Origin of the sequence: Mycoplana sp. MJR14, from assembly GCF_029210525.1 — a bacterium.
Taxonomy (GTDB): domain Bacteria; phylum Pseudomonadota; class Alphaproteobacteria; order Rhizobiales; family Rhizobiaceae; genus Mycoplana.
In genome coordinates, this window is the sequence record NZ_JARGEO010000013.1 from 1 (window position 1) to 19,710 (window position 19,710).

At 65.4% G+C, this 19,710-nt stretch carries 21 protein-coding genes; 5 read left to right on the forward strand and 16 right to left on the reverse strand.

The window, feature by feature from the left end; translation table 11 throughout:
* The 10 genes from P0086_RS22270 to P0086_RS22315 all read right to left on the reverse strand — a co-directional run.
* Positions 1–274: hypothetical protein (locus P0086_RS22270; RefSeq protein ID WP_275790057.1), on the reverse strand; the 274-nt coding region annotated here is incomplete at its 3' end.
* 124 nt (positions 275–398) lie between these two features.
* The gene (locus tag P0086_RS22275) at positions 399–2,018 is read right to left on the reverse strand and encodes a GMC family oxidoreductase N-terminal domain-containing protein (RefSeq protein WP_275790272.1); all 1,620 of its coding nucleotides are present in this window, start codon (positions 2,016–2,018) and stop codon (positions 399–401) included.
* Positions 2,019–2,182: 164 nt separating this feature from the next.
* Positions 2,183–2,800, reverse strand: a complete 618-nt coding sequence (locus P0086_RS22280) for a TerC family protein (protein ID WP_112598421.1) — start codon at positions 2,798–2,800, stop codon at positions 2,183–2,185.
* Positions 2,801–3,057: 257 nt separating this feature from the next.
* Positions 3,058–4,095: an amidohydrolase family protein gene (locus P0086_RS22285; protein ID WP_112615692.1), complete on the reverse strand. Its 1,038-nt coding sequence runs from the start codon at positions 4,093–4,095 to the stop codon at positions 3,058–3,060.
* A gap of 32 nt (positions 4,096–4,127) precedes the next feature.
* Positions 4,128–4,955, reverse strand: coding sequence for an ABC transporter permease (locus P0086_RS22290; protein WP_112598398.1), 828 nt, complete (start codon positions 4,953–4,955; stop codon positions 4,128–4,130).
* 26 nt (positions 4,956–4,981) lie between these two features.
* Positions 4,982–5,824: an ABC transporter ATP-binding protein gene (locus P0086_RS22295; protein WP_275790062.1), complete on the reverse strand. Its 843-nt coding sequence runs from the start codon at positions 5,822–5,824 to the stop codon at positions 4,982–4,984.
* The gene (locus tag P0086_RS22300; protein ID WP_275790065.1) at positions 5,821–6,720 is read right to left on the reverse strand and encodes a phosphate ABC transporter substrate-binding protein; all 900 of its coding nucleotides are present in this window, start codon (positions 6,718–6,720) and stop codon (positions 5,821–5,823) included. The genes P0086_RS22295 and P0086_RS22300 overlap by 4 nt, the downstream gene beginning before the upstream one ends.
* Positions 6,713–7,594: an amidohydrolase family protein gene (locus tag P0086_RS22305; protein ID WP_148188927.1), complete on the reverse strand. Its 882-nt coding sequence runs from the start codon at positions 7,592–7,594 to the stop codon at positions 6,713–6,715. Before P0086_RS22305 ends, P0086_RS22300 begins: the two co-directional genes overlap by 8 nt.
* A gap of 44 nt (positions 7,595–7,638) precedes the next feature.
* Positions 7,639–8,628 (reverse strand): ABC transporter substrate-binding protein, encoded by a 990-nt coding sequence (locus tag P0086_RS22310; protein WP_112615684.1) that lies wholly within the window; start codon positions 8,626–8,628, stop codon positions 7,639–7,641.
* A complete protein-coding gene (locus P0086_RS22315) occupies positions 8,628–9,674 on the reverse strand; it encodes an ABC transporter substrate-binding protein (protein ID WP_162702503.1) in 1,047 nt (348 codons plus the stop codon). The genes P0086_RS22310 and P0086_RS22315 overlap by 1 nt, the downstream gene beginning before the upstream one ends.
* A 228-nt stretch (positions 9,675–9,902) precedes the next feature.
* Here P0086_RS22315 and P0086_RS22320 point away from each other — a divergent pair, with 228 nt between their 5' ends.
* Together P0086_RS22320 and P0086_RS22325 are read left to right on the forward strand one after the other, a co-directional pair.
* Positions 9,903–11,126, forward strand: coding sequence for a LysR family transcriptional regulator (locus P0086_RS22320; RefSeq protein ID WP_112604495.1), 1,224 nt, complete (start codon positions 9,903–9,905; stop codon positions 11,124–11,126).
* Positions 11,127–11,156: 30 nt separating this feature from the next.
* On the forward strand, positions 11,157–11,402 hold the full coding sequence (locus P0086_RS22325; RefSeq protein WP_275790073.1) for a hypothetical protein: 246 nt from the start codon (positions 11,157–11,159) through the stop codon (positions 11,400–11,402).
* 33 nt (positions 11,403–11,435) lie between these two features.
* On the opposite strand, the gene P0086_RS22330 is transcribed toward P0086_RS22325, so the two are convergent.
* Positions 11,436–11,621 carry a hypothetical protein gene (locus P0086_RS22330; RefSeq protein ID WP_112604498.1) on the reverse strand — a complete coding sequence of 62 codons (186 nt, stop codon included), beginning with the start codon at positions 11,619–11,621 and terminating at the stop codon, positions 11,436–11,438.
* A gap of 88 nt (positions 11,622–11,709) precedes the next feature.
* Positions 11,710–11,838, reverse strand: coding sequence for a hypothetical protein (locus P0086_RS22335; protein WP_275790076.1), 129 nt, complete (start codon positions 11,836–11,838; stop codon positions 11,710–11,712).
* Positions 11,839–12,106: 268 nt separating this feature from the next.
* Between P0086_RS22335 and P0086_RS22340 the strand changes: the two genes are divergently transcribed.
* The 3 genes from P0086_RS22340 (at position 12,107) to ppk2 (ending at position 14,552) form a co-directional block, all read left to right on the forward strand.
* On the forward strand, positions 12,107–12,454 hold the full coding sequence (locus tag P0086_RS22340; RefSeq protein ID WP_148180134.1) for a DUF3302 domain-containing protein: 348 nt from the start codon (positions 12,107–12,109) through the stop codon (positions 12,452–12,454).
* Positions 12,454–13,611, forward strand: a complete 1,158-nt coding sequence (locus P0086_RS22345) for an HlyD family secretion protein (protein ID WP_275790080.1) — start codon at positions 12,454–12,456, stop codon at positions 13,609–13,611. The genes P0086_RS22340 and P0086_RS22345 overlap by 1 nt, the downstream gene beginning before the upstream one ends.
* Positions 13,612–13,727: 116 nt before the next feature.
* The gene (gene ppk2, locus P0086_RS22350) at positions 13,728–14,552 is read left to right on the forward strand and encodes a polyphosphate kinase 2 (protein ID WP_112615674.1); all 825 of its coding nucleotides are present in this window, start codon (positions 13,728–13,730) and stop codon (positions 14,550–14,552) included.
* 134 nt (positions 14,553–14,686) lie between these two features.
* On the opposite strand, the gene arcC is transcribed toward ppk2, so the two are convergent.
* From arcC to arcD, 4 genes are read right to left on the reverse strand one after another with little or no spacing between them, the layout of a single operon-like run.
* Positions 14,687–15,622 (reverse strand): carbamate kinase, encoded by a 936-nt coding sequence (gene arcC, locus P0086_RS22355; protein ID WP_112598380.1) that lies wholly within the window; start codon positions 15,620–15,622, stop codon positions 14,687–14,689.
* Between the two features lie 2 nt (positions 15,623–15,624).
* Positions 15,625–16,629 (reverse strand): ornithine carbamoyltransferase, encoded by a 1,005-nt coding sequence (locus tag P0086_RS22360; protein ID WP_112598379.1) that lies wholly within the window; start codon positions 16,627–16,629, stop codon positions 15,625–15,627.
* Positions 16,630–16,673: 44 nt separating this feature from the next.
* Entirely contained in the window at positions 16,674–17,900 is a 1,227-nt protein-coding gene (gene arcA, locus P0086_RS22365) for an arginine deiminase (protein ID WP_112598377.1), read from the reverse strand.
* 52 nt (positions 17,901–17,952) lie between these two features.
* Complete coding sequence (gene arcD, locus P0086_RS22370; RefSeq protein WP_275790085.1) at positions 17,953–19,425, reverse strand: arginine-ornithine antiporter; 1,473 nt, start codon at positions 19,423–19,425, stop codon at positions 17,953–17,955.
* Positions 19,426–19,710 lie beyond the last annotated feature (285 nt).

Here is a 19,710-nt window from a genome sequence, read left to right on the forward strand (position 1 = left end):
GCTCCGATATTTCCATCGGGCCGGTGTAGGTCTCAAGCGCGGCACCGTCCGGAACGCCGGCGGTGGCGGCATCCGGGAAGCCGGTGGCGGCAGCGGCATCCCCGACCAGGATCACCCCGGGCGCGGGCCCCTCGCCGGCGCCGCCGGCCTGCGCGACCGGGCGCCAGGGTTGTGCAACTGCCGCCGGGCCAGGGACCGCAGTCACCAGGACCGCGGCCACGGCCCCGAAGGCTTTCGCAAGGCGTATCGCGGCAAGGCTGCACGACATCGGCATGAGCTTTCCCCTTCCCCCTGGAAAGCCCGATTGTGTCGCATCTCCGGGCCGGAGGAAAGCCGGCAGGCGCGCCGTGCTCGTCGGCACCGGAACGAGGACGCCGGACGGGCTTTCCGGGTTCCCGCTAACGCGATGCCAGGATGGCCTCGGAGGCCTTCTCCGCGATCATGATCACCGGGGAATTGGTGTTGCCGGAGACGATCCGCGGCATGATCGATGCGTCGACGACGCGCAACCTGCCGATCCCGTGCACGCGCAGTTTCGAATCCACGACCGCCAGCGGATCGTTGCCCATCTTGCAGGTGCCGACGGGGTGGAAGATCGTCGTGGCGATATCGCCGGCGCGGCGGATCAGTTCGTCGTCGCTCTGATACTCCCGGCCGGGCACCACCTCCTCCGGGCGAAACCGGGCGATCGCCCGCGTCTGCATGAGGCTGCGGGCATGGCGGATGGACCTGGCGGCGAGCAGCCGGTCGCCGGCCGTCGAAAGGTAGTTCGGCCGGATCTCCGGCGGCAAGCTCGCATCGCGCGCGGTCATGTGCACCGTGCCGCGACTTTCCGGCCGCAGGTTGCAGACCGAGACGGTGACCGCGGGGTAGCGGTGCAGGGGTTCGCCGAGCCGGTCGGTGCTCAGCGGCTGCACGTGGTATTCGAGATCGGCGGTGGCGACCGCCGGATCGCTCTTGGCAAAGATGCCGAGCTGGCTCGGCGCCATCGAGAGCGGCCCGGACCGCCTGAAGGCATATTGCAGCCCCATGCCGGCCCGGCTGAGGAGATTGTGGTAGAGCTGGTTCAGCGTGCGTGCGCCCTCGATCCTGAAGACCGTGCGGATCTGCAGGTGGTCCTGCAGGTTCTCACCGACGCCCGCAAGCGCGTGACGAACGGGCAGCTCCAGCGCCGAGAGCACCTCCGGCCGACCGATGCCGGAGAGCTCGAGGATCTTCGGTGAGTTGATCGCGCCCGCCGACAGCACCACTTCGCCGAGGGCACGGGCGACGCAGAGCCGCCCGCCGTGGCGGAAGCGCACGCCGGATGCGACCTTGCCGTCGAATTCCAACCGTTCGGTCTCCGCACCGGTCAGCACCCGCAGGTTCCTGCGCTTCATCGCCGGCCGCAGGAAGGCCTTGGTGGTGTTCCAGCGCAGGCCGCCCTTCTGGTTGACCTCGAAATAGCCCGAGCCCTCGTTGTCGCCGCCGTTGAAATCGTCGGTCTTGGCAATGCCGATCTCCTCGGCCGCATCCCGGAAGGCGTCGAGGATCGGCCAGGACAGGCGCTGGCGCTCGACCCGCCACTCGCCGCCGGCCTTGTGCAGGGCGGTGTTGCCGCGGTGGCTGTCCTCCGACTTCAGGAAGTAGGGCAGGACGTCGTCCCAGCCCCATCCCTCGTTGCCGGCCTGCCGCCAGCCGTCGTAGTCGGCCGCCTGCCCGCGCATGTAGATCATGCCGTTGATCGACGAGCAGCCGCCCAGCACCTTTCCGCGCGGATAGTTCAGCACGCGGCCGTTGAGGCCCGGCTCGGCAGCGGTCTTCATCATCCAGTCGGTGCGCGGATTGCCCATGCAATAGAGATAGCCGATCGGCACATGGACCCAGTGGTAGCGGTCCGTGCCGCCTGCCTCCAGGAGCAGGACCCGGTTCCTCGGATCGGCCGAGAGCCGGTTGGCAAGCACGCAGCCGGCGGAACCGGCGCCGACGACGATGAAATCGTAGCTGCCCTCGTCCAGGGGCACTTCATCGCCAAGCATGGTCACGCCGCACCTCCACGTTGTCACAGGCCCGACTGCCGCAAGCGCCGCCGCTGGCGGCGTCATCGCTTCGTTGGGGTCCCCTGGAGGTCGTAGCGCCGCGCGCGATGCGCCGCAAGGGTGCCCCCCGCCGGACCCGGGGAGGCACCGCCTGCGGCTGCAGGTTACATCGCCGCGAGCACGTGCGGCCAGACCTCGACCGAGCCCCGGTAGATCATGTGCAGGGCCACGTAGAGGATGAGCGCCAGACCGACATAGGCGATCCAGTGGTAGCGGTTGAGGAGACGGGCGATGTAGTTGGCGGCGATACCCATCATCGCGATCGAAAGGATCAGCCCGATCACGAGAACCGTGGGATGGTCCCGAGAGGCGCCGGCGACCGCCAGCACGTTGTCGAGCGACATCGAAACGTCGGCGATGACGATCTGGGTGGCGGCCTGGAGAAAGGTCTTCTTGTGGGTGACCGCGCCGTTGTCTTCCTGCTCGTCCGCGCCCGCGGCGGCACGAAGCTCGCGCCACATCTTCCAGCACACCCAGAGCAGGAGGACGCCACCGGCGAGCAGCAGGCCGATGATTTCGAGCAGCTGGACGGTGACGCTGGCCAGGGCGATGCGGAGAACGGTCGCGGCGAGGATGCCGACGAGAATGGCCTTCCTGCGCTGCTCCAGCGGCAGGCCGGCCGCCGCAAGGCCGATGACGACCGCGTTGTCTCCGGCGAGTACCAGGTCGATCATGATGACCTGCAGCAGAGCCAGGAAGCCGGACGATGTGAATATTTCCATGATTCGCGCCTCGAGATAGAATTCGGGATGCCGTGCAATAAGGGCGCCGCCGGGCGTGCGCAAGTGCGGCTCTGCAACGCTTGCGCAGCGATGAGGCCATGATCGCCGCGATCGCCGGCAAGCACGTCCCGACGGTGCGATCACAGGTGGTCCATCAGCCGGCCGAGCCCCCGGCGATGCCGCGCGTTTTCAAGCGCCTGCACACGCCTCCTTCAGGACCGTGATCGGGCCGAAGGTCCGCGGCGCGGCACATGTCATCAAGCGGCGCTATCGGCCGCGCGTGCGGAAAGGCGCCGGTCGAGCCGTGGATAGACCCGCCGCGCATTGCCTTCGAAGATCTTGTAGCGTTGCTCGGCATCCAGGAAGGCCAGCGCGTCGATGTAGCGCTTGGTGTCGTCGTAGTGGTGGCCGGTCTCCGGATCGATGCCCTTGACCGCGCCGAGCATTTCCGAGGCGAACAGGATGTTGTCGGTCGGAATGACCTTGGCCAGCAGTTCCATGCCCGGAAGATGGTAGACGCAGGTGTCGAAGAACACGTTGCCGAGGAGATGTTCGGCGAGAAGCGGCCGCTTCAGCTCCTGCGCCAGCCCCCGGTAGCGCCCCCAGTGATAGGGCACCGCGCCGCCGCCGTGCGGTATGACGAACTTCAGCGTCGGGAAATCCTTGAAGAGGTCGCCCTGGATGAGCTGCATGAAGGCGGTCGTGTCGGCGTTGATGTAGTGGGCGCCGGTGGCGTGGAAGTTGTGGTTGCAGGACGACGACACGTGGATCATCGCCGGCACGTCCAGTTCGCACATGACCTCGTAGAGCGGATACCAGGACCGGTCCGTGATCGGCTCGCCGGACCAGTGGCCGCCGGAGGGATCGGGATTGAGGTTCACGCCGACGAAGCCCAGCTCTTCGACGATCCGCCGCAGTTCCGGTATGCATTCCGAAGGCGCGCGCCCGGGAAACTGCGGAAGCTGGCCGACGGGCGCGAAGTTCTGCGGCAGCAGCGTGCAAACGCGATGAATGAGGTCGTTGCAGACCGACGTCCACACGGCGGAGATGTCCGCCGATCCGACGTGATGCGCCATGCCGGACGCCCGCGGGGAGAAGATCGTCAGATCGCCGCCGCGCTCCTGCTGCTTCTTGATCTGCGGCTGCACGCTTTCGATCAGCTCCTCGTCGCTGATCTTCAGGGAGCCGGGCGACGGCCGTCTCGCGGCATCCGCCAGGCCCGCCAGCTGCCTGTCGCGGAACAGGCCGAGCGCTGCCGGTTCGGTCGTATAGTGTCCATGAATGTCGATGATCATCGTTCAATCTCCTGGCCGGATGGGAAGCCGGCTTACTCGTCGTCGGTGAAGCGCCAGGGCGCGACCCAGTGTTCGAAGCGAAGGGCGATCGTGGTGTAGACGACGCCCATCAGCATCAGGCAGAGGATCGGCACGAACATCGCCGCCGTCTCGAACTGGTTGCCGTACTTGATGATCAGCGCGCCGAGGCCGTTGATCGCGGTGAAGAACTCCGCCACGACCATGCCGATGATGGCCCGGCCGATACCGAGGCGGATGCCCGTCATCATGAAGGGGAGTGCGGCCGGCAGGATGATCTTGCCGAAGATCTGCCGCTCGGTGGCGGCGAACGCGGTGCCGACGTCGATCAGCTGGCTTGCCACGTTGCGAACGCCGCTCGCCGTGTTGATGAGCACCGGGAACACCGCCAGAATGAAGACGATGAAGAGCTTTGCCGGAAAGCCGAGGCCGAACCAGAGGATGACGAGCGGCGTGATGGCCACGAGCGGCGTCGCATAGAGCGCGTTCACCAGCCAGTCCGTCGCCGCATCGACATACCTGTAGCGGCCGATCAGCAGGCCGAGGGCGACGCCTGCGACGCAGGCAAGGATGAAGCCGAGCGTCAGTGTCTTCATGCTGTCCAGGAATGCGGCCAGCAGCTCGCCGCTGGCGATCATCCGGTAGGCCGCGTGGACGATGTCGCTGGGATAGGCCATGAACAAGGGGTTGACCTGTCGTCCTGCGACCTCCCAGATCGCGAGGACCGCGACGATGGACACAAGCCGGACAAGCCAGTAGCGCTTCACCGGGGCACCGGGCTCGAGATCCTCGATGAGATCGTCCGCCGCGACTGCGCCGCCGATCAACGTGTTGCTGGTCATCTCTTCAATCCTCCCGTTCGATTTCGTCAGCTGTTCGCAGGCGCGCTGCGGATCAGGTCCCAGATGTGCGCGCGGATGGCCTGGAACTCGGGGTCGCCGCGCATGACCGGCAGCTCCGGACGCTCGCCCGCGAACGGCAGCGTGATGACCTCCTTCACCCGGCCCGGCTTCGCGGCCAGAACGATGATGCGGTGCGAAAGGTAGATCGCTTCATCGAGGTCGTGCGTCACGAAGAGGATGGTTTTGCGCGTCTGCGCCTGGATGCGCAGCAGCTCCTTCTGCAGCACCTCCCGGGTCTGTGCATCCAGCGCGCTGAAGGGTTCGTCCATCAGCAGGATGGTCGGATCGATGGCCAGTGCGCGGGCAAGGCCGATGCGCTGCTGCATGCCGCCGGACAACTGATGCGGGAACTGTTCCGCCGCATGACCGAGCCCCACGAGCGCAAGCAGCTTCCTCGCCCGCTCCGCCCGCTCGCCCGCGGCCATGCCCTGGAGCTCCAGGCCGAATTCGACGTTCTCCCGGGCCGTACGCCACGGCAGCAGGCTCGGTTGCTGAAAGACGAAGCCGCGGTCGCGGCCGGCGCTCTTGACCTCCTGGCCGTCGACCTTGATGGTCCCGGAATCGTGACGGATCAGCCCCTGGATCGTCCGCAGCAAGGTGGTCTTGCCACAGCCGCTCTCGCCGATCAGCGAGACGACCTCGTTCTCGTAGACGTCGAAGCCGACGTCGCGCAGGACGGGCAGGAACAAGCTTTGCTGCCCGTTGGCATTGCGGATGCGGAAGGTCTTGCAGATGCCGGAGACCGCGAGCTTCACCTTCTGGGCAGGATTGGCGTTCATCACATCCTCTTTCAGGACTATCTGGTTCATCGTCCGAGTTCCCTTGTCTTGTCGTGAAACAGTTCGTCTACGGAGAGGCGGTGATCGATCAGTTTCTGCTCCAGGCAGTGCTCGATGACCGTCTCCAGCGAGTGACGCAGGGCGTCGATGCCGATGGGGTTGATGTCGATCCCGTCCTCGGTGCTGCCGTGGCCGGCGGCCTTGCTGGCCACGAGCATGTCGAAGAACTGCCGGACAGCCTCGGGCCGCCGTTCGATCAGGTCCTGCGATGCCACGACCATGTGGTTGATCGGAATGACCCTGTTCCGCGCGTAGCCCCGCCGGGCATCGCCCTTGGGATCCTCGATCACGGTGATCAGCCGCGGATCGTCCTTGGGCAGGTCGTTGCCCATGATGCCGGCGTCGATCTCGCCGGCCTGCAGCATTTCGGCGACGCTGCGGCCCTCGGGGGCGCGGCGGGCATTCGCCGGGGCGGCATATTCCGCAAGGTGTCCGTCCTCGAAGGTCAGCCAGTCGATCTTGTTCAGGTCGACGCCATACTCGGCCGACAGGATCCCGCGGGCCCACATGACGGTCGTCTGCGAGTAGGAGCGGACGCCCACCGTCCTGCCTTCGAGGTCCTTCGGCCGGAGCTTCGAAAAGTCGGCGTTGCAGACGATGGTCTTGTGCTGGAAGCGCGCCAGCAGCGTGACCGGCAGAAGCCAGATCGGCTTGTTGTAGGCACGCGCCTGCAGATAGGTGACGATCGCCATTTCCGAAATGTCGTAGGCACCCCGCCGGATCATCGGCTTGAACGCCTTGGTGATCGGCACGATGTCCTCGAAGTGGAAGCGTCCCACGGTCCCGGCCGTCGCGTTCTTCTTGACGGGCAGGGTGATCGGATAGTCGCCGAGCGCGACGCGGACGGTGTCGCTCGCATCAGCCATGGCGCGCCTCCGCCCCGGATGTCTCGGAAAGCACCGGATAGAGCCGCTGCGCCGTGCCGCCGAATATCCAGGCCCGGTCTTCGGCGCTCACGTCGGAAAGGGCCGCCCTGGCGCGGTCGAGCAGCGACTTCAGTCCGCCCGGCGAGGCCGGATGGTTGGAGCCCCAGGCGATCTGCGACGCCCCGATGCGCGAGACCAGGAGCGGGAAGAAGTCGGATGCCGACGCGTTCGCCTTCTCCAGCGCCTCCAGCGCACGCACCGTCAGCTTGAAGTAGATGTTCGGATTTTCCGCCAGTTCGAACAACCGCGCCGCATTCGGGAAATCCTTGCCGCCCGAGAGATCCGGCCGCGCAAGATGATCGAGCACGATGCGGATCTTCGGAAAGCGCCTGATGATCGCCTGCAGGTCGTCGATGCCGTCCTGGGTCATCTGCATGCAGACCGGCAGTCCGATCTGCTCCGCGTGCGCCCAGGCGGGATAGGTCTTCGGATCGGTGAACCAGGTCGCCTGTCCGGGCATGGTGCTACCCGTCGTGAACAACCGCAGGCCCGTCAGTCCCCGGGCGATCCACGCGTTGATCTTCTGCACGGCGTCGTCGGCGAGGATGTCGACCGAGCCGACGGCGGTGAACTTGTCCGGCCGGGCGGCGACGGCGTCGATGACGTAGCTGTTGTCATGGCCGTAGCAGGTGGACGCCTGGACGATCGCGGCCTTGTCGACACCGGCCTCGGCCATGTCGGCCAGGAGCTGTTCGTAGGACACCGGCCGTTCGGCCGACCAGTCCGACTGATGCCCGCCGAGCGGCGCCCGCGGATACCGGGCGGTGTCCGTCGAGATAACGTGGGGATGGATATCAATGACGCTGGGACGCATTGTTGCAACTTTCCTGAAGTGTCTGGGGTACGGATCGGGCCGGCTCAAGCGGCGCGCGCCTTGCGGACGTCGAGGAACAGCTCCTCGATCGGCACACGGCGCGGAATTAGCTTCTGCTGGAAGGCATAGGTGACGAGCGCCTCGATCGTCGCACGGTTGGCCTCCAGCCCGTTCGGCAGCGGGTCGTCGCCCACGAACGGCATGATGTCGGCATACTTGTCGCGATCGAGCACGTCGGTCGCCCCGCCATGCAGCTTCGTCAACCACTGCTGCTTGGCCTGCTCGAAGGCATCGAACAGCGCCCCCGCCAGCAACGGATATCTGGCGAGCACGTCGTTGCGCACGACGATGCAGCCGTGGACGGGATAGACGCCGGTCCGCCTGTACCACGCCGCTTCCAGTTCGAGGGCGTTGTCGAACAGCTCCCGGTACACCGGCGCATCCTTGTTGGCCGCTTCCCAGCCCGCGGTCGGCGCGCCGGTGCGGCCGATGCCGGCACGGCTTGCAAAGCCCGCCTGGATTTCGCCGCTCGCCATCATCGAAGCCAGCGACTTTCCCTCCGGCGCCGGCGTGACGTTGGCCGGCAACTTCAGCGAGGAGACGTGCTCCTCGTCATCGACGATCCACTGGATCCTGTCGTTGTCGACCCCGTATTCGTTCATCAGCACGCCGCGCGTCCACACCCCCGTGGTCACCGAATAGGCGCGCACGCCGACCTTCTTGCCCTCCAGGTCCTTCGGCGTCGCGATGCCGGCATCGTCCCGCACCTGGAAGCCGGAGTGATGAAAGCGACGGCTGAGAAAGATCGGCAGCGCCGTGATCGGCACGCCCGCCGCCTTGGCGATGACGTAGGTGGTCGGCGCCAGTTCGCAGATGTCGAACGCGAGATCCCGGACCATGCGGCGGAAGGCGGCGATGATCGGCGAGACCTCGATCTGGTTGATCGCGACGCCGTCGACGGGAATTTCGCCGCTCTTGATCGCCGCCGTGCATCCGTAAGTGGCGACGGCCATCGAAAGTGTGGGAATGCTCATCAATTTGCCTCGAGTAGTTTGGTTGCTTCTTTCGCGAGAGACAGGTCGACGACCGTGTCGAAGGCGAGCTTCTCCTTCTGGATTCCGAACTCGAGGTTCAGACCCTGCATGTAGTCGATCTGCTTTTCGGTCAGGATCAGGTCGGGGCTGTAGGTCCTGTTCTCGCGGGTGAACTTGATCATCATCCGGCCCTGCGCCTCCTCGGAGGCGCCGATGGCGGTCTTGTAGGCCTGCATGAACGCTTCCTCGGCATTGGGATCGTCCATCATGAAGCGGTACATCTTGCAGTAGGCCGCCAGCACGCGGATCAGCCCTTCGCGCTTCTCGTTGATGGCCGTCTGCGAGGCATAGGATCCCTGGTAGGGATACTCCGGAAGATCCGTCCAGAAGTCGGCGACCGCATGCACACCGTATTTCTCCTGCTGGTCGTAGACGTCCGTCATCGCGGGCCCCGCGTCCACCTTGCCGGCGACCACCGACTTGAAGACCGCCGCACTGCTGCCGATGTTGACGAACTGCACCTCGGACGGATCGACGCCGTGCTTGCGCAGCAGCGCCACGACCATCTGGTGCAGAAGCGCCCCCAGCGCGCCGGTCCCGACCGTCTTGCCCTTCAGGTCCTCCACGGTCCTGATCTCGGGGTTGCTGCTGTACAGCGCCTGCGCAATGAGCTGGTTGGCAGCGGCGACGATCTTCAGTTCGGCGCCCTTTTCGATCGCCGGCAGGACCTGCGAGAACCCGGACAGGAGGCAGATATCGCTCTGCGTGCTGATCAGGCTGCCCATCAGCTTCGTGCCGTCCGCCACGTTCGTCGTCGTCGCGTTGACGTTGAATTCCTTCAGGTAGCCGAGCTGGTCGAGCAACGCCTGCAGGACCAGGGTGGCGTTGGAACTCGTGTTGACGATGTTGACGGTGTAGGGCAGGTCGGCAAGGTTCGCCGGCGCGGCCATCAGCGCGGAAAAAGGCGCCGATCCTGCCAGCGCCATGATGCCGCCGCCGAGGCGAAGGACGTTTCTGCGCGAGATATTCAGGCCATCAGTTTTCATATCGCTCCTCCCGATACATAGATTGAGCAGAGGCTTGGGGCCTCGAGATTGCATGCAATCACGGATGTTTTCTCAGCCTGCCGTTGCGGCTCTCCTCAAAGCCGAATGCGGCGGTTTGCCCGGTCAGGCTGCAGCTCCTAGAGGGGAAATGTGGACGAAAAAGACGGGCTTGCAAAATTAAATGGCTGCCCGCAGTTATAAGTTTTGGTTACATGCAGGATTGACGCGATGCCCTCGTCCCAGCCCAATATTCGCCAGCTGCGCGCCTTCGATGCGGCTGCGGAGCACCAGGGCATCAGCCGCGCCGCCGAACGGCTGAACCTCTCCCAGTCAGCGATCAGCCAGTCGATCGCCCAGCTCGAGGCGACGCTCGGAACGACGCTGTTCCAGCGCCGCGCCAATGGCAGCTTCCTCACCCGCGAAGGCGAGGTGTTCCGCATCCGCGTCGCCCGCGCGCTGAGACGCGCCGAGCTGGCGCTGTCGAATGCCGCAGAGTTCAGTCGCGCCGGCAGGGGCACCGGCGAGCCGATGCCGGGCAACGTCACCTCCGTGCAGATATCCGCGCTGATCGCGATCGACGAGCACGGCTCCTATTCGGCGGCCGCGACGGCACTCGGCATCTCCCGGCCGGCGCTGAACAGGCATGCGCGCGACATCGAGACGATCCTGCGACGGCCGCTGTTTTCGCGAACGCCGCGCGGCAAGGCGACGACGAAGACAGGGCACGAGCTCGCCCGCGAACTGCGGCTGTCGATGAAGGAGGTTCACTACGGAATAGAGGAGATCGCGGCCATCAAGGGCGAGAGCCACGGAACGATCGTCATCGGAATCCTGCCGCTCGGCGCATCCCTGCTGGTCTCGCAGGCGCTCGGCCAGTTGTCCCGGGAATATCCGAAGATGAAGGCGAGGATCGTCGAAAGCCCCTTCGAGGCGCTGCTGAACTGGCTGCAGACGGGCGTGATCGACATCATCATCGGCACGCTGCGGCCGACGCCGCTGACCGGCGACATCAACGAGAGCCCGCTGTTTCCCGACCCCTACTGCCTCGTCGCCCGGAAGGATCATCCCCTCTGCGGCCTGAACCAGGTTCGGGAGGAGGATCTGGTCCGGTACGAGTGGATCCTGCCGCGCCAGGACACGCCGCGGCGTGTCGCCGTCGATTCACTTTTCCAGAGTTTTGCCGTGCCGCCGACGACGGTGGTCGAAACGAGCTCGATGGCGCTGACCCGTGACCTGCTGATCTCCGGCGACCGGCTGACCCTGCTGTCGCGCGATCAGATCGTCTTCGAGGACAAGCTGGGGCTGCTGGCCGTCGTGCCCTTCCCGCTTCCCAGTCCGATGCGGGTCCTTGGCACCATCACCCGGTCGGAATGGCTGCCCACCGACCTGCAGAAGAATTTTCTCTCGATCCTGAATACGCTGGCGGAAAAGACCGTGTCGGCGATGGCCTGAGCCCGACCGGCCGGCAATGCGCATCAGGCCATGCAGCGCCTGCGCACGCTCGATCCGGCCCTGCGGCTTTCCACCCTCAACGCCTGGCCGCCGATCCATTGCCCGCAGGATCCGGCACGGTTCGCCGACGGACTGCGGCTGGCCGGCCTGGCTGCGTGGCGCCGGTATTGCGCACAACTCGTCCACGCCGCCGCGCGGCTGGTCTTCGCTGGATTGAGGGGAAAGAAGACGACACCCCGGCGCAAGGGGGGGGATCAGCGCGGCCGCGCGGGCTGAAGTGCCCGATGCCCGGCCGCGCCCGTTCGTGATCTACTGCTTGACCAGTTCCTCGAGTTCCTCCCGAGACAGGCACCGATCCTGCCGATCACCGGCTTGGGTCTGGCAGAACCTGAACTCGGACAAATGGGGCAAATTCAATGCCTGCTTGACGGTGAGCAATCCCAGCGGCACCCGGCCGCCGGCAACCACCGCCGATACTTCAATGACTTGACGCATTTTTTCCCTCCCTGGGCTTGCGAGAGCATATGCCTGACCTTAGCGGCAACTTGATGGCACTGGCTTGCGCAGTGTCTAGGGTCAGGACCTAGTTCCCCATCGCCGCCAGCACGATCGCTGTCGGAATGCCGACGGTGATCAGGGTGCCGGCCACCACCGAAGCAAGCTTCCACATGCGCTCTCGCGCCGCCTGTCTCTGGTCCCACTCATAAGCCATTGCGTCCTCCTCACCTTGCGGCAGGGAAGCAGTTGCCGGTCGCGGAGTCGAGTCGGATGCCCCGGCGGATGGCCGCCGTTCCGATACCCTCTCAGATTGCCGCCCCTTTTCGGGCAGGATCCCGGCCGAAAGCCGCCCCCGTTCACCCTGCCGGGCGGCGCAAATCCGGCTTTCACCGATAGAGACTACGCGATGCTACGGGTTATTCGCCGCGCGGCGGACTAGGATCATCCCGATCGCTGCGCACTCGCTGGACCCGAGGATTGACATGTTCCTGGACTATTTCGCTTTGGGCGTCCTGTTCTTCATGGTGTTCACGCTCTTCTACGGCATCATCGCCATTCACGACATTCCCCATCTGATGGCAAAGGCGCGCAATCATCCCCACCAGGACGCGATCCACGTGGCCGGCTGGGTCAGCCTGTTCACACTGCACGCCATCTGGCCCTTCCTGTTCATCTGGGCGACGGTCTACCGGGAGGATCGCGGCTGGGGCATCCGGACCGACGGCAAGCTCCAGGCGGAGAAGGAAGCCAATGCCGAGGTTGCGGTCCTCCAGGCCCGCGTACAGGAACTCGAAGAGCAACTGCGACTGAAGACGGGGAGCGCCTCCTGATGGACCTGCTTCTGATCCTGACCTACACGGCCATCTGCATTGCCGTCTTCAAGATCTTCCGGATCCCGGTGAACCAGTGGACGGTGTCGACGGCGGTTCTCGGCGGCATCTTCCTCATCTCCGCGCTGATCCTGCTGATGAGCTACAACCACCCCTATTCCGGCGACGGGCGCATCTACTTCACCTCCGCACCGGTCATCCCCGCCGTCGGCGGCATCGTCGTGGAGGTGCCCGTCGTCCCGAACACGCCGCTGAAGAAGGGCGACGTGCTGTTTCGCATCGATCCCCGCCCCTATCAGTTCACGGTCGACCAGAAGCGGGCGGCGCTGGCCGAGGCGGAGCAGACCGTTCGCCAATTGAAGTCGGCGATGGATGCCGCCGATTCCGTCGTGGAAGGGGCCGTGGCCGACAGCGACCGGGCAAAGCAGAGCTTCGAGAGCTATCTCGAGATCTTCGAGACCTCCCGGGCCCGCACCGGCGGAACGGCGGTCTCCGAGCTCGAGGTCGAAAACCGGCGCGGCCTCTATCTTGCTGCGGTTGCGGCGGTCGGGACGGCGAAGGCGCAGGCCATGCAGGCGCGGCTTGCCTATGAATCGCAGATCAACGGCGTCAACCCCGCCGTCGCGCGGCTGACGGCGGAGTTGCGCAATGCGGAATTTGAACTCGACCAGACGACGGTCCGCGCGGCGAGCGATGGCTATGTGGCCCAGGTCTTCCTGCGCCCCGGCATGATGGCTAACCCCCTGCCGTTGCGCCCGGTCATGGTCTTCATCAACAGCGAAGACCGCATGCTGGCCGCCGCCTTCATCCAGAATTCGTTGCAGCGCGTGCGCGTCGGCGACGAGGCCGAAGTGTCCTTCAAGGCCGTTCCCGGCAAGATCTTCAAGGCCAGGGTCGCCGCGATCATCGATGTGATGGCGCAGGGCCAGTTGCAGCCGACGGGCGCGCTGATCGACCCGCAGGCGCCCGAACGCCTGCAGCCGGGCCAGACGCTCGCGAGAATAGACATCCTCGAGGACACCAGCGCCTACCAGCTGCCGGGCGGCGTCGTCGCGGACGTCGCCGTCTACACCCACCACTGGCACCACGTCGCGATCCTGCGCAAGGTCCTGCTCCGGATGAGCGCCTGGATGAACTACGTGTTCCTGGAGCATTGAGATCGGCGATTGCCGACGCCTGGATGAGGCATTGCAGGCCTCACGCATATTGGAGACCGCCAATCGCGGGCGGACGAGCAACGAAGCGCCGTCTGGGGCCATTGGGAGATAGGGCGATGAACAAGAAGGCTGACAGGAACGAGGCGGCCCGGCAGGACGCCAAGGAAAACGGCAAGGTGCGGGACTACGACAAGCAGATGGAGAAACTGCAGGAGGAGATCGCGTACCTGCAGGCCTGGGTCAAGAAATCCGGCGCGCGCATCGTCATCATCTTCGAGGGCCGCGACGCTGCCGGCAAGGGCGGGGTCATAAAGCGCCTCACCGAACGCGTCAGCCCGCGCGTGTTCCGCATCGCCGCCCTGCCCGCGCCGAGCGACCGGGAGAAGACGCAGATGTACATGCAGCGCTACATCGCCCATCTGCCGGCGGGCGGCGAGGTCGTGATCTTCGACCGCAGCTGGTACAATCGCGCCGGGGTCGACCGCGTCATGGGCTTTTGCAGCGACAAGAAGGCCCGGCGCTTCCTGGAGCTCGCGCCGCGCTTCGAAGCCGCGATCATCGAAAGCGGCACGATCCTCCTGAAATACTTCCTGACGGTGAGCGAGGAAGAGCAGGAGCGGCGCTTCCGCCGCCGCATCGACGATCCCGTCCGGCAGTGGAAGCTCAGCCCCATGGACGTCGAATCCTATCGCAAGTGGTGGGACTATTCGCGCGCCTATGACGAGATGCTGCGCATGACCGACACCGACTACGCGCCCTGGTGGATCGTGCCTTCCGAGGACAAGAAGCGGGCCCGCATCAACTGCATCTCGCATATCCTGAAATCAATTCCCTACGAGCGGGTGAAATTCGATGCGCCCGATCTCGGCAAGCGGCAGAAGAAGCCGGGCGACTATGTCGAGGACACCGGTCCGCGTCGCCTCGTGCCGGACGTGGCATGAACGACGACCTCTGGCGGGACGATGGCAGCGCTGCGCTGCCGTCGTCAGGCGGTAGCACGTGAACGAACGCCGGAGATGCCGTCCCCGGCACCGTCCTGGCCCGCACCCTGTCAGGCGCCCCGTTCAGGCGCCCTTCAGTGCCACGCCATGCCCGAGAAGGTCGAGTTCACGATCGTTCCCCGCTCGCCGCGCACGATCTGCTCGATGTCGGCCAGAGCGCCGATCGCGGCGGTCTTTCCGGTCCGCTGGGCGAAGCGGCAGGCCGCATCGACCTTCGGTCCCATCGATCCGGCCGGGAACGGGTATTTCCGGATCGCCTCCGGATTGGCGCGATGGATCGCCTTCTGCTCCGGCTTGCCCCAGTCGGTGAAGACGGCATCGGCATCGGTCGCCATGATGAACAGGTCGGCCTCGAGTTCGCGGGCGAGCAGCTCCGAGCAGAAATCCTTGTCGATGACGGCCTCGATGCCCGTCAGCGAGCGTTCCTTGCCCTTCTCGTACATGGTGGGAATGCCGCCGCCGCCGGCACAGATGACGATCGTCCCCTTGTCGAGCAGCCATTTCACCGGCCGGATCTCGAAGATGCGCTTGGGCATGGGCGACGGGACGACCCGCCGCCATTTCTCGCCATCCTGCTTGAAGACCCATCCCTTCTCGCCGGCCATCCGGTCGGCATCGGCCTTCTCGTAGACCGGCCCCACGAACTTGGTCGGGTTCTGGAATCCGGGGTCGTCCGCATCGACCTCGACCATGGTGAGCAGGGTGGCGAACGGGACCTCGAAGGGCAGGAGGTTGCCGAGTTCCTGTTCCAGCATGTAGCCGATCATCCCTTCGGTCTCCGCGCCGAGCACGTCGAGCGGATAGGCCTCCTCTGGCTTGTAGGATGCCCCCTGCAGCGCCAGCAGGCCCACCTGCGGCCCGTTGCCGTGGGTGATCACCACCTGGTGCTCCGTGGTGATCGGCGCGATGGCGACGGCGGCAGTATGGATGTTGTGCCGCTGCACCTCCGCCGTCATCGGTTCGCCGCGCTTCAACAGCGCATTTCCGCCCAATGCGATCACGATGCGCATGGTCAGTCTCCCAGCGTGGCCACGAGAAGGGCCTTGATCGAGTGAAGCCGGTTCTCCGCCTGCTCGAAGGCGATGTTCGCCTCGGACTCGAAGACGTCGTTCGTCACCTCCAGACCGTTCGTCATGCCGTAGTCGTCGGCAATCTGCTTGCCGAGCACCGTCTCGGTGTCATGGAAGGCGGGCAGGCAGTGCATGAACTTGACCTGGGCGTTGCCGCTAGCCTTCATCAGCGCCTTGTTGACCTGGTAGGGCGTGAGAAGCTTGATCCGCTCCTTCCAGACCTCCTTCGGCTCGCCCATCGACACCCAGACGTCGGTGTGGATGAAGTCGACGCCCTTCACGGCGGCCTTCGGATCGTCGGTGACGGTCAGGCGCGCGCCCGATCTCTCCGCCAGTTCGTCCGCGATCTTGCGGTATTCGTCGGCCGGCCAGAGCGATTTCGGGCCGCAGATGCGCACGTCCATGCCCATCAGGCAGCCGACGATCAGCAGGGAATGGCCCATGTTGGAGCGCGTGTCGCCGACATAGGCATATTTGATCTCGCTGATCGGCCGGTCGGCGTGCTCGCGCATCGTCATCACGTCGGCGAGCATCTGGGTCGGGTGATATTCGTCGGTCAGGCCGTTGTAGACCGGCACGCCGGCATATTTCGCAAGCGTCTCGACACCCGTCTGCGCCGACCCGCGATACTCGATCGCGTCGTACATGCGCCCGAGCACCCGCGCGGTGTCCTTGAACGATTCCTTGTGGCCGATCTGCGAGCCGGCGGGGTCGAGGTAGGTGACGTTCGCCCCCTGGTCGGAGCAGGCGACCTCGAAGGCGCACCGCGTGCGCGTCGAGGTCTTCTCGAAGATGAGGCAGATCTCCTTGCCCTTGAGGTGCTGTTGCTCGGTGCGGGCATATTTGGCGCGCTTCAGGTCGCGGGCCAGATCGAGAAGGAAGCGGAACTCGCGCGGCGTATAGTCCTGTACCGTCAGAAGCGAACGATTGCGAAGGTTGAGGCTCATGGTGCAGCTCCAGCAGTGTTGGCTTTTCGGATGGCTCGGAAGCGTCAGGCCGGATCGCGCCAGATCGGGCAGGTCATGCAGTGCCCGCCGCCGCGACCGCGGCCGAGCTCGGAACCGCGAATGGTGATGACCTCGACGCCGGCCTTGCGCAGCAGCGTGTTGGTATGGGTGTTGCGGTCGTAGGCGACCACCACGCCCGGCTCCAGCGCGACCACGTTGTTGCCGTCGTCCCATTGTTCGCGCTCGGCCTCGTAGGCGTTGCCGCCGGTGGCGACGGTGCGCAGCTTCTTGACGCCGAGCGCCTCTGCGACGACCTCCAGCATCGGCCTCTTCTCCGGATGCACCTGATAGGCGCCGTCGTCGCCGCTCGGATGGACGCTGTAGCAACGGATCTGATCGACGACGTCGGCAAAGAGCGTCACGAGGTCGCGATCGCAGAAGCTGAACACCGTATCGAGGTGCATGGCGGCCCGGCTCTTCGGCATCAGGCAGCCGATGACGCGCGTGGCGGCCTTGGCCCTGAACAGCGCCTGCGCCACCTGGCCGACGGCCTGGTAGGTCGTGCGTTCGCCCATGCCGATCAGGACGACGCCGTTGCCGATCGGCATGACATCGCCGCCCTCCATCGTGGCGTTGGCGAACGGCTCGTCGGAATCCCCCCACCAGATCCGGAAATCGCCGCCCTTGAAGGACGGATGGAACTTGTAGACCGCCCGCTGCAGCAGAGTCTCGGCCCGGCGCGCGGGCCAGTACATCGGATTGCAGGTGACGCCGCCGTAGATCCAGCAGGAGGGATCGCGCTGGAACAGCGTGTTGGGGATCGGCGGGATGACGAACTCGGGAGCGCCGAGCGCCTCGAGCATGAGATCCTTTCCGCGGATGTCCGGCAGGTCGGAGACCGCGATGCCGCCGATCAGAAAGGCCGCGAGCTGCTTGTCCGGCATCTCGTCCAGCCAGGGGCGAATGGCGTCCGCCACCTGCACGCCGAGCACGTTGGGGACGATCCGGCGGTCGAGCACGAAATCGCGCGCTTCTGCGTCGGCGAGCGTCTCGGCGAGCAGATCGTGAAGCTCCAGCACTTCGACGCCGCGTTCCTGCATCTTCAGCACGAAGTCGTAGTGGTCCTTCTGCGCCTCGTGGACCCAGATCACGTCGTCGAACAGAAGGTCGTGGCAGTTGCCCGGCGTCAGCCTCTGATGCGCGAGCGATGGCCTGCAGACCATGACGGTTCTCAGCTTGCCGACTTCCGAATGGACACCGAAATTGCGCATTGTGGCTCCTCCACCGCAAGGAATGCTTCGAGATTGGGCGCACCGCTCGCGACTAGAAGGGACTGATCCTTCCGGTCCACATCAGGTAGAGGGCGAGCAGCGCCAGAACGCCGATGCCGATCGCAATGGGCAGTTCCTTGCCGACGAAGGCGGGCTCGCCATGCTCCCTGCGCGCCCGCGCATAGACGAGGATGCCGGGTGCGAAGAGCACGGCGCACATGAGCAGGTAGGTGAGCCCCGCCGCATAGACGAGCCAGACCCCGTAGAGGGTGGCGATCAGCCCCACGATCATGTCGCGCCTGCGCGCCTTGTCGCCGGGGCCGTAGGTCTCGCCCGTCATCGCGAGCTTCAGCGCATAGGCGCCGGAGAAGACATAGGGCGGAAGGATCGCGACCGAGGCGATGAAATAGAAGAACTGGTAGGCGCTCTTGGAGAAGAAGCTGAGCACGAGGAACACCTGGATCAGGATATTCGTCGCCCAGAGCGCGTTGACCGGCGAGCCGTTGGCGTTCTCGGCGGCGAACCATTTCGGAAACGTGCCGTCGCGGCCGCAGGTATAGGGGATTTCGGCGCACAGCAGCGTCCACGACAGGAACGCGCCGCCGACGGAGATCATCAGGCCGATATTGACGAGCGAGGCGCCCCAGCGCCCCACCAAGGGCTCCAGCACGCCGGCCATGGAGGGCACCTTGAGACCGGCGAGCTCGGGCTGGCTCAGCATGCCGGTCGAAAGCATCGACACGAGGACGTAGATCCCGAGCGCGCCGAGAAAGCCGATCACCGTCGCCCGCCCGACGTCGGACCGCCTGGCGGCCCGGGCGGAATAGACGCTGGCGCCCTCGATGCCGATGAACACCCACAGCGTCACCAGCATCGTGCTCTTGACCTGATCCATGATGCTGCCGAGCCCGGCGCCCTCGCCCGTGGCGGCCCGCCCCCAGAAATCGAAGGTGAACCGGTCCCAGTTGAACGCGACGATCGCAATCAGGATGAACAGGAACAGCGGAACGAGCTTGGCGACCGTCGTGACGATGTTGACGAAGGCGGCCTGCTTGATGCCGTTCAGCACCAGCGCATGGATCAGCCACAGGCAGACCGAGGCGCCCAGGATCGAGATCAGGTTGTTGCCGTCGCCGAAGGCGGGAATGAAGAACGACAGCGCCGAGAAGATCGCCACCGCATAGGCGACGTTGCCGAGAAACGCGCTCAGCCAGTAGCCCCAGGCGCTGTTGAAGCCGATGAACGGCCCGAAGCCGGCCCTGGCATAGGCATAGGGGCCGGCGTTCAGGTCGGGCTTGCGGTTGGCCAGCGACTGGTAGACGAGGGCGAGCATGAGCATGCCGAGCCCGGTGATGATCCAGCCGATCAGGATGGCGCCCGGCGAAGCGCCCCGGGACATGTCGGACGGCAGGTTGAAGACGCCGCCTCCGATCATCGAGCCGACGACGAGCGCCGTGAGCGGCAGGAGCGTCAGCTTGTCCGACGGCTGTTCTGCTACGACTACATGATCGTGGGTGACTGCCATGACATTCTCCGGGTGCAGGAACGAGGCACGTCGGCAGGTCGATGCGTGGAGGAGACTGTATCGTTTTCAGGCCGGACTTGGACGTATCTTACCGGAGCATACTGACCGCAGACATGTATTGCCGGCCCTGGGCTTGCCGCCGGTTTTCTCAGGTTGAGCGGTTCGCCCGTCGCCGCCGTCGTCGGTGGCGCGATGACGCCCGCAGCCGCGTCGGGAGAGGTGTCCGAACCCGTGCTGCCGTCCGATGGACGACGTACTAGCGATGTTCACGTATATTACTTCAGG

What these genes read in the sequence shown, in the direction of transcription:
- P0086_RS22345 (WP_275790080.1), top strand. Translation starts at nt 12,454, where the DNA reads ATGGACCTGCTTCTGATCCTGACCTACACGGCCATCTGCATTGCCGTC.
- P0086_RS22360 (WP_112598379.1), bottom strand. Translation starts at nt 16,629, where the DNA reads ATGAGCCTCAACCTTCGCAATCGTTCGCTTCTGACGGTACAGGACTAT.
- P0086_RS22340 (WP_148180134.1), top strand. Translation starts at nt 12,107, where the DNA reads ATGTTCCTGGACTATTTCGCTTTGGGCGTCCTGTTCTTCATGGTGTTC.
- arcA (WP_112598377.1), bottom strand. Translation starts at nt 17,900, where the DNA reads ATGCGCAATTTCGGTGTCCATTCGGAAGTCGGCAAGCTGAGAACCGTC.
- P0086_RS22315 (WP_162702503.1), bottom strand. Translation starts at nt 9,674, where the DNA reads ATGAAAACTGATGGCCTGAATATCTCGCGCAGAAACGTCCTTCGCCTC.
- ppk2 (WP_112615674.1), top strand. Translation starts at nt 13,728, where the DNA reads ATGAACAAGAAGGCTGACAGGAACGAGGCGGCCCGGCAGGACGCCAAG.
- arcC (WP_112598380.1), bottom strand. Translation starts at nt 15,622, where the DNA reads ATGCGCATCGTGATCGCATTGGGCGGAAATGCGCTGTTGAAGCGCGGC.
- P0086_RS22330 (WP_112604498.1), bottom strand. Translation starts at nt 11,621, where the DNA reads ATGCGTCAAGTCATTGAAGTATCGGCGGTGGTTGCCGGCGGCCGGGTG.
- P0086_RS22295 (WP_275790062.1), bottom strand. Translation starts at nt 5,824, where the DNA reads ATGAACCAGATAGTCCTGAAAGAGGATGTGATGAACGCCAATCCTGCC.
- P0086_RS22290 (WP_112598398.1), bottom strand. Translation starts at nt 4,955, where the DNA reads ATGACCAGCAACACGTTGATCGGCGGCGCAGTCGCGGCGGACGATCTC.
- P0086_RS22285 (WP_112615692.1), bottom strand. Translation starts at nt 4,095, where the DNA reads ATGATCATCGACATTCATGGACACTATACGACCGAACCGGCAGCGCTC.
- P0086_RS22305 (WP_148188927.1), bottom strand. Translation starts at nt 7,594, where the DNA reads ATGCGTCCCAGCGTCATTGATATCCATCCCCACGTTATCTCGACGGAC.
- P0086_RS22335 (WP_275790076.1), bottom strand. Translation starts at nt 11,838, where the DNA reads ATGGCTTATGAGTGGGACCAGAGACAGGCGGCGCGAGAGCGCATGTGG.
- P0086_RS22300 (WP_275790065.1), bottom strand. Translation starts at nt 6,720, where the DNA reads ATGGCTGATGCGAGCGACACCGTCCGCGTCGCGCTCGGCGACTATCCG.
- P0086_RS22320 (WP_112604495.1), top strand. Translation starts at nt 9,903, where the DNA reads ATGCCCTCGTCCCAGCCCAATATTCGCCAGCTGCGCGCCTTCGATGCG.
- arcD (WP_275790085.1), bottom strand. Translation starts at nt 19,425, where the DNA reads ATGGCAGTCACCCACGATCATGTAGTCGTAGCAGAACAGCCGTCGGAC.
- P0086_RS22275 (WP_275790272.1), bottom strand. Translation starts at nt 2,018, where the DNA reads ATGCTTGGCGATGAAGTGCCCCTGGACGAGGGCAGCTACGATTTCATC.
- P0086_RS22310 (WP_112615684.1), bottom strand. Translation starts at nt 8,628, where the DNA reads ATGAGCATTCCCACACTTTCGATGGCCGTCGCCACTTACGGATGCACG.
- P0086_RS22325 (WP_275790073.1), top strand. Translation starts at nt 11,157, where the DNA reads ATGCAGCGCCTGCGCACGCTCGATCCGGCCCTGCGGCTTTCCACCCTC.
- P0086_RS22280 (WP_112598421.1), bottom strand. Translation starts at nt 2,800, where the DNA reads ATGGAAATATTCACATCGTCCGGCTTCCTGGCTCTGCTGCAGGTCATC.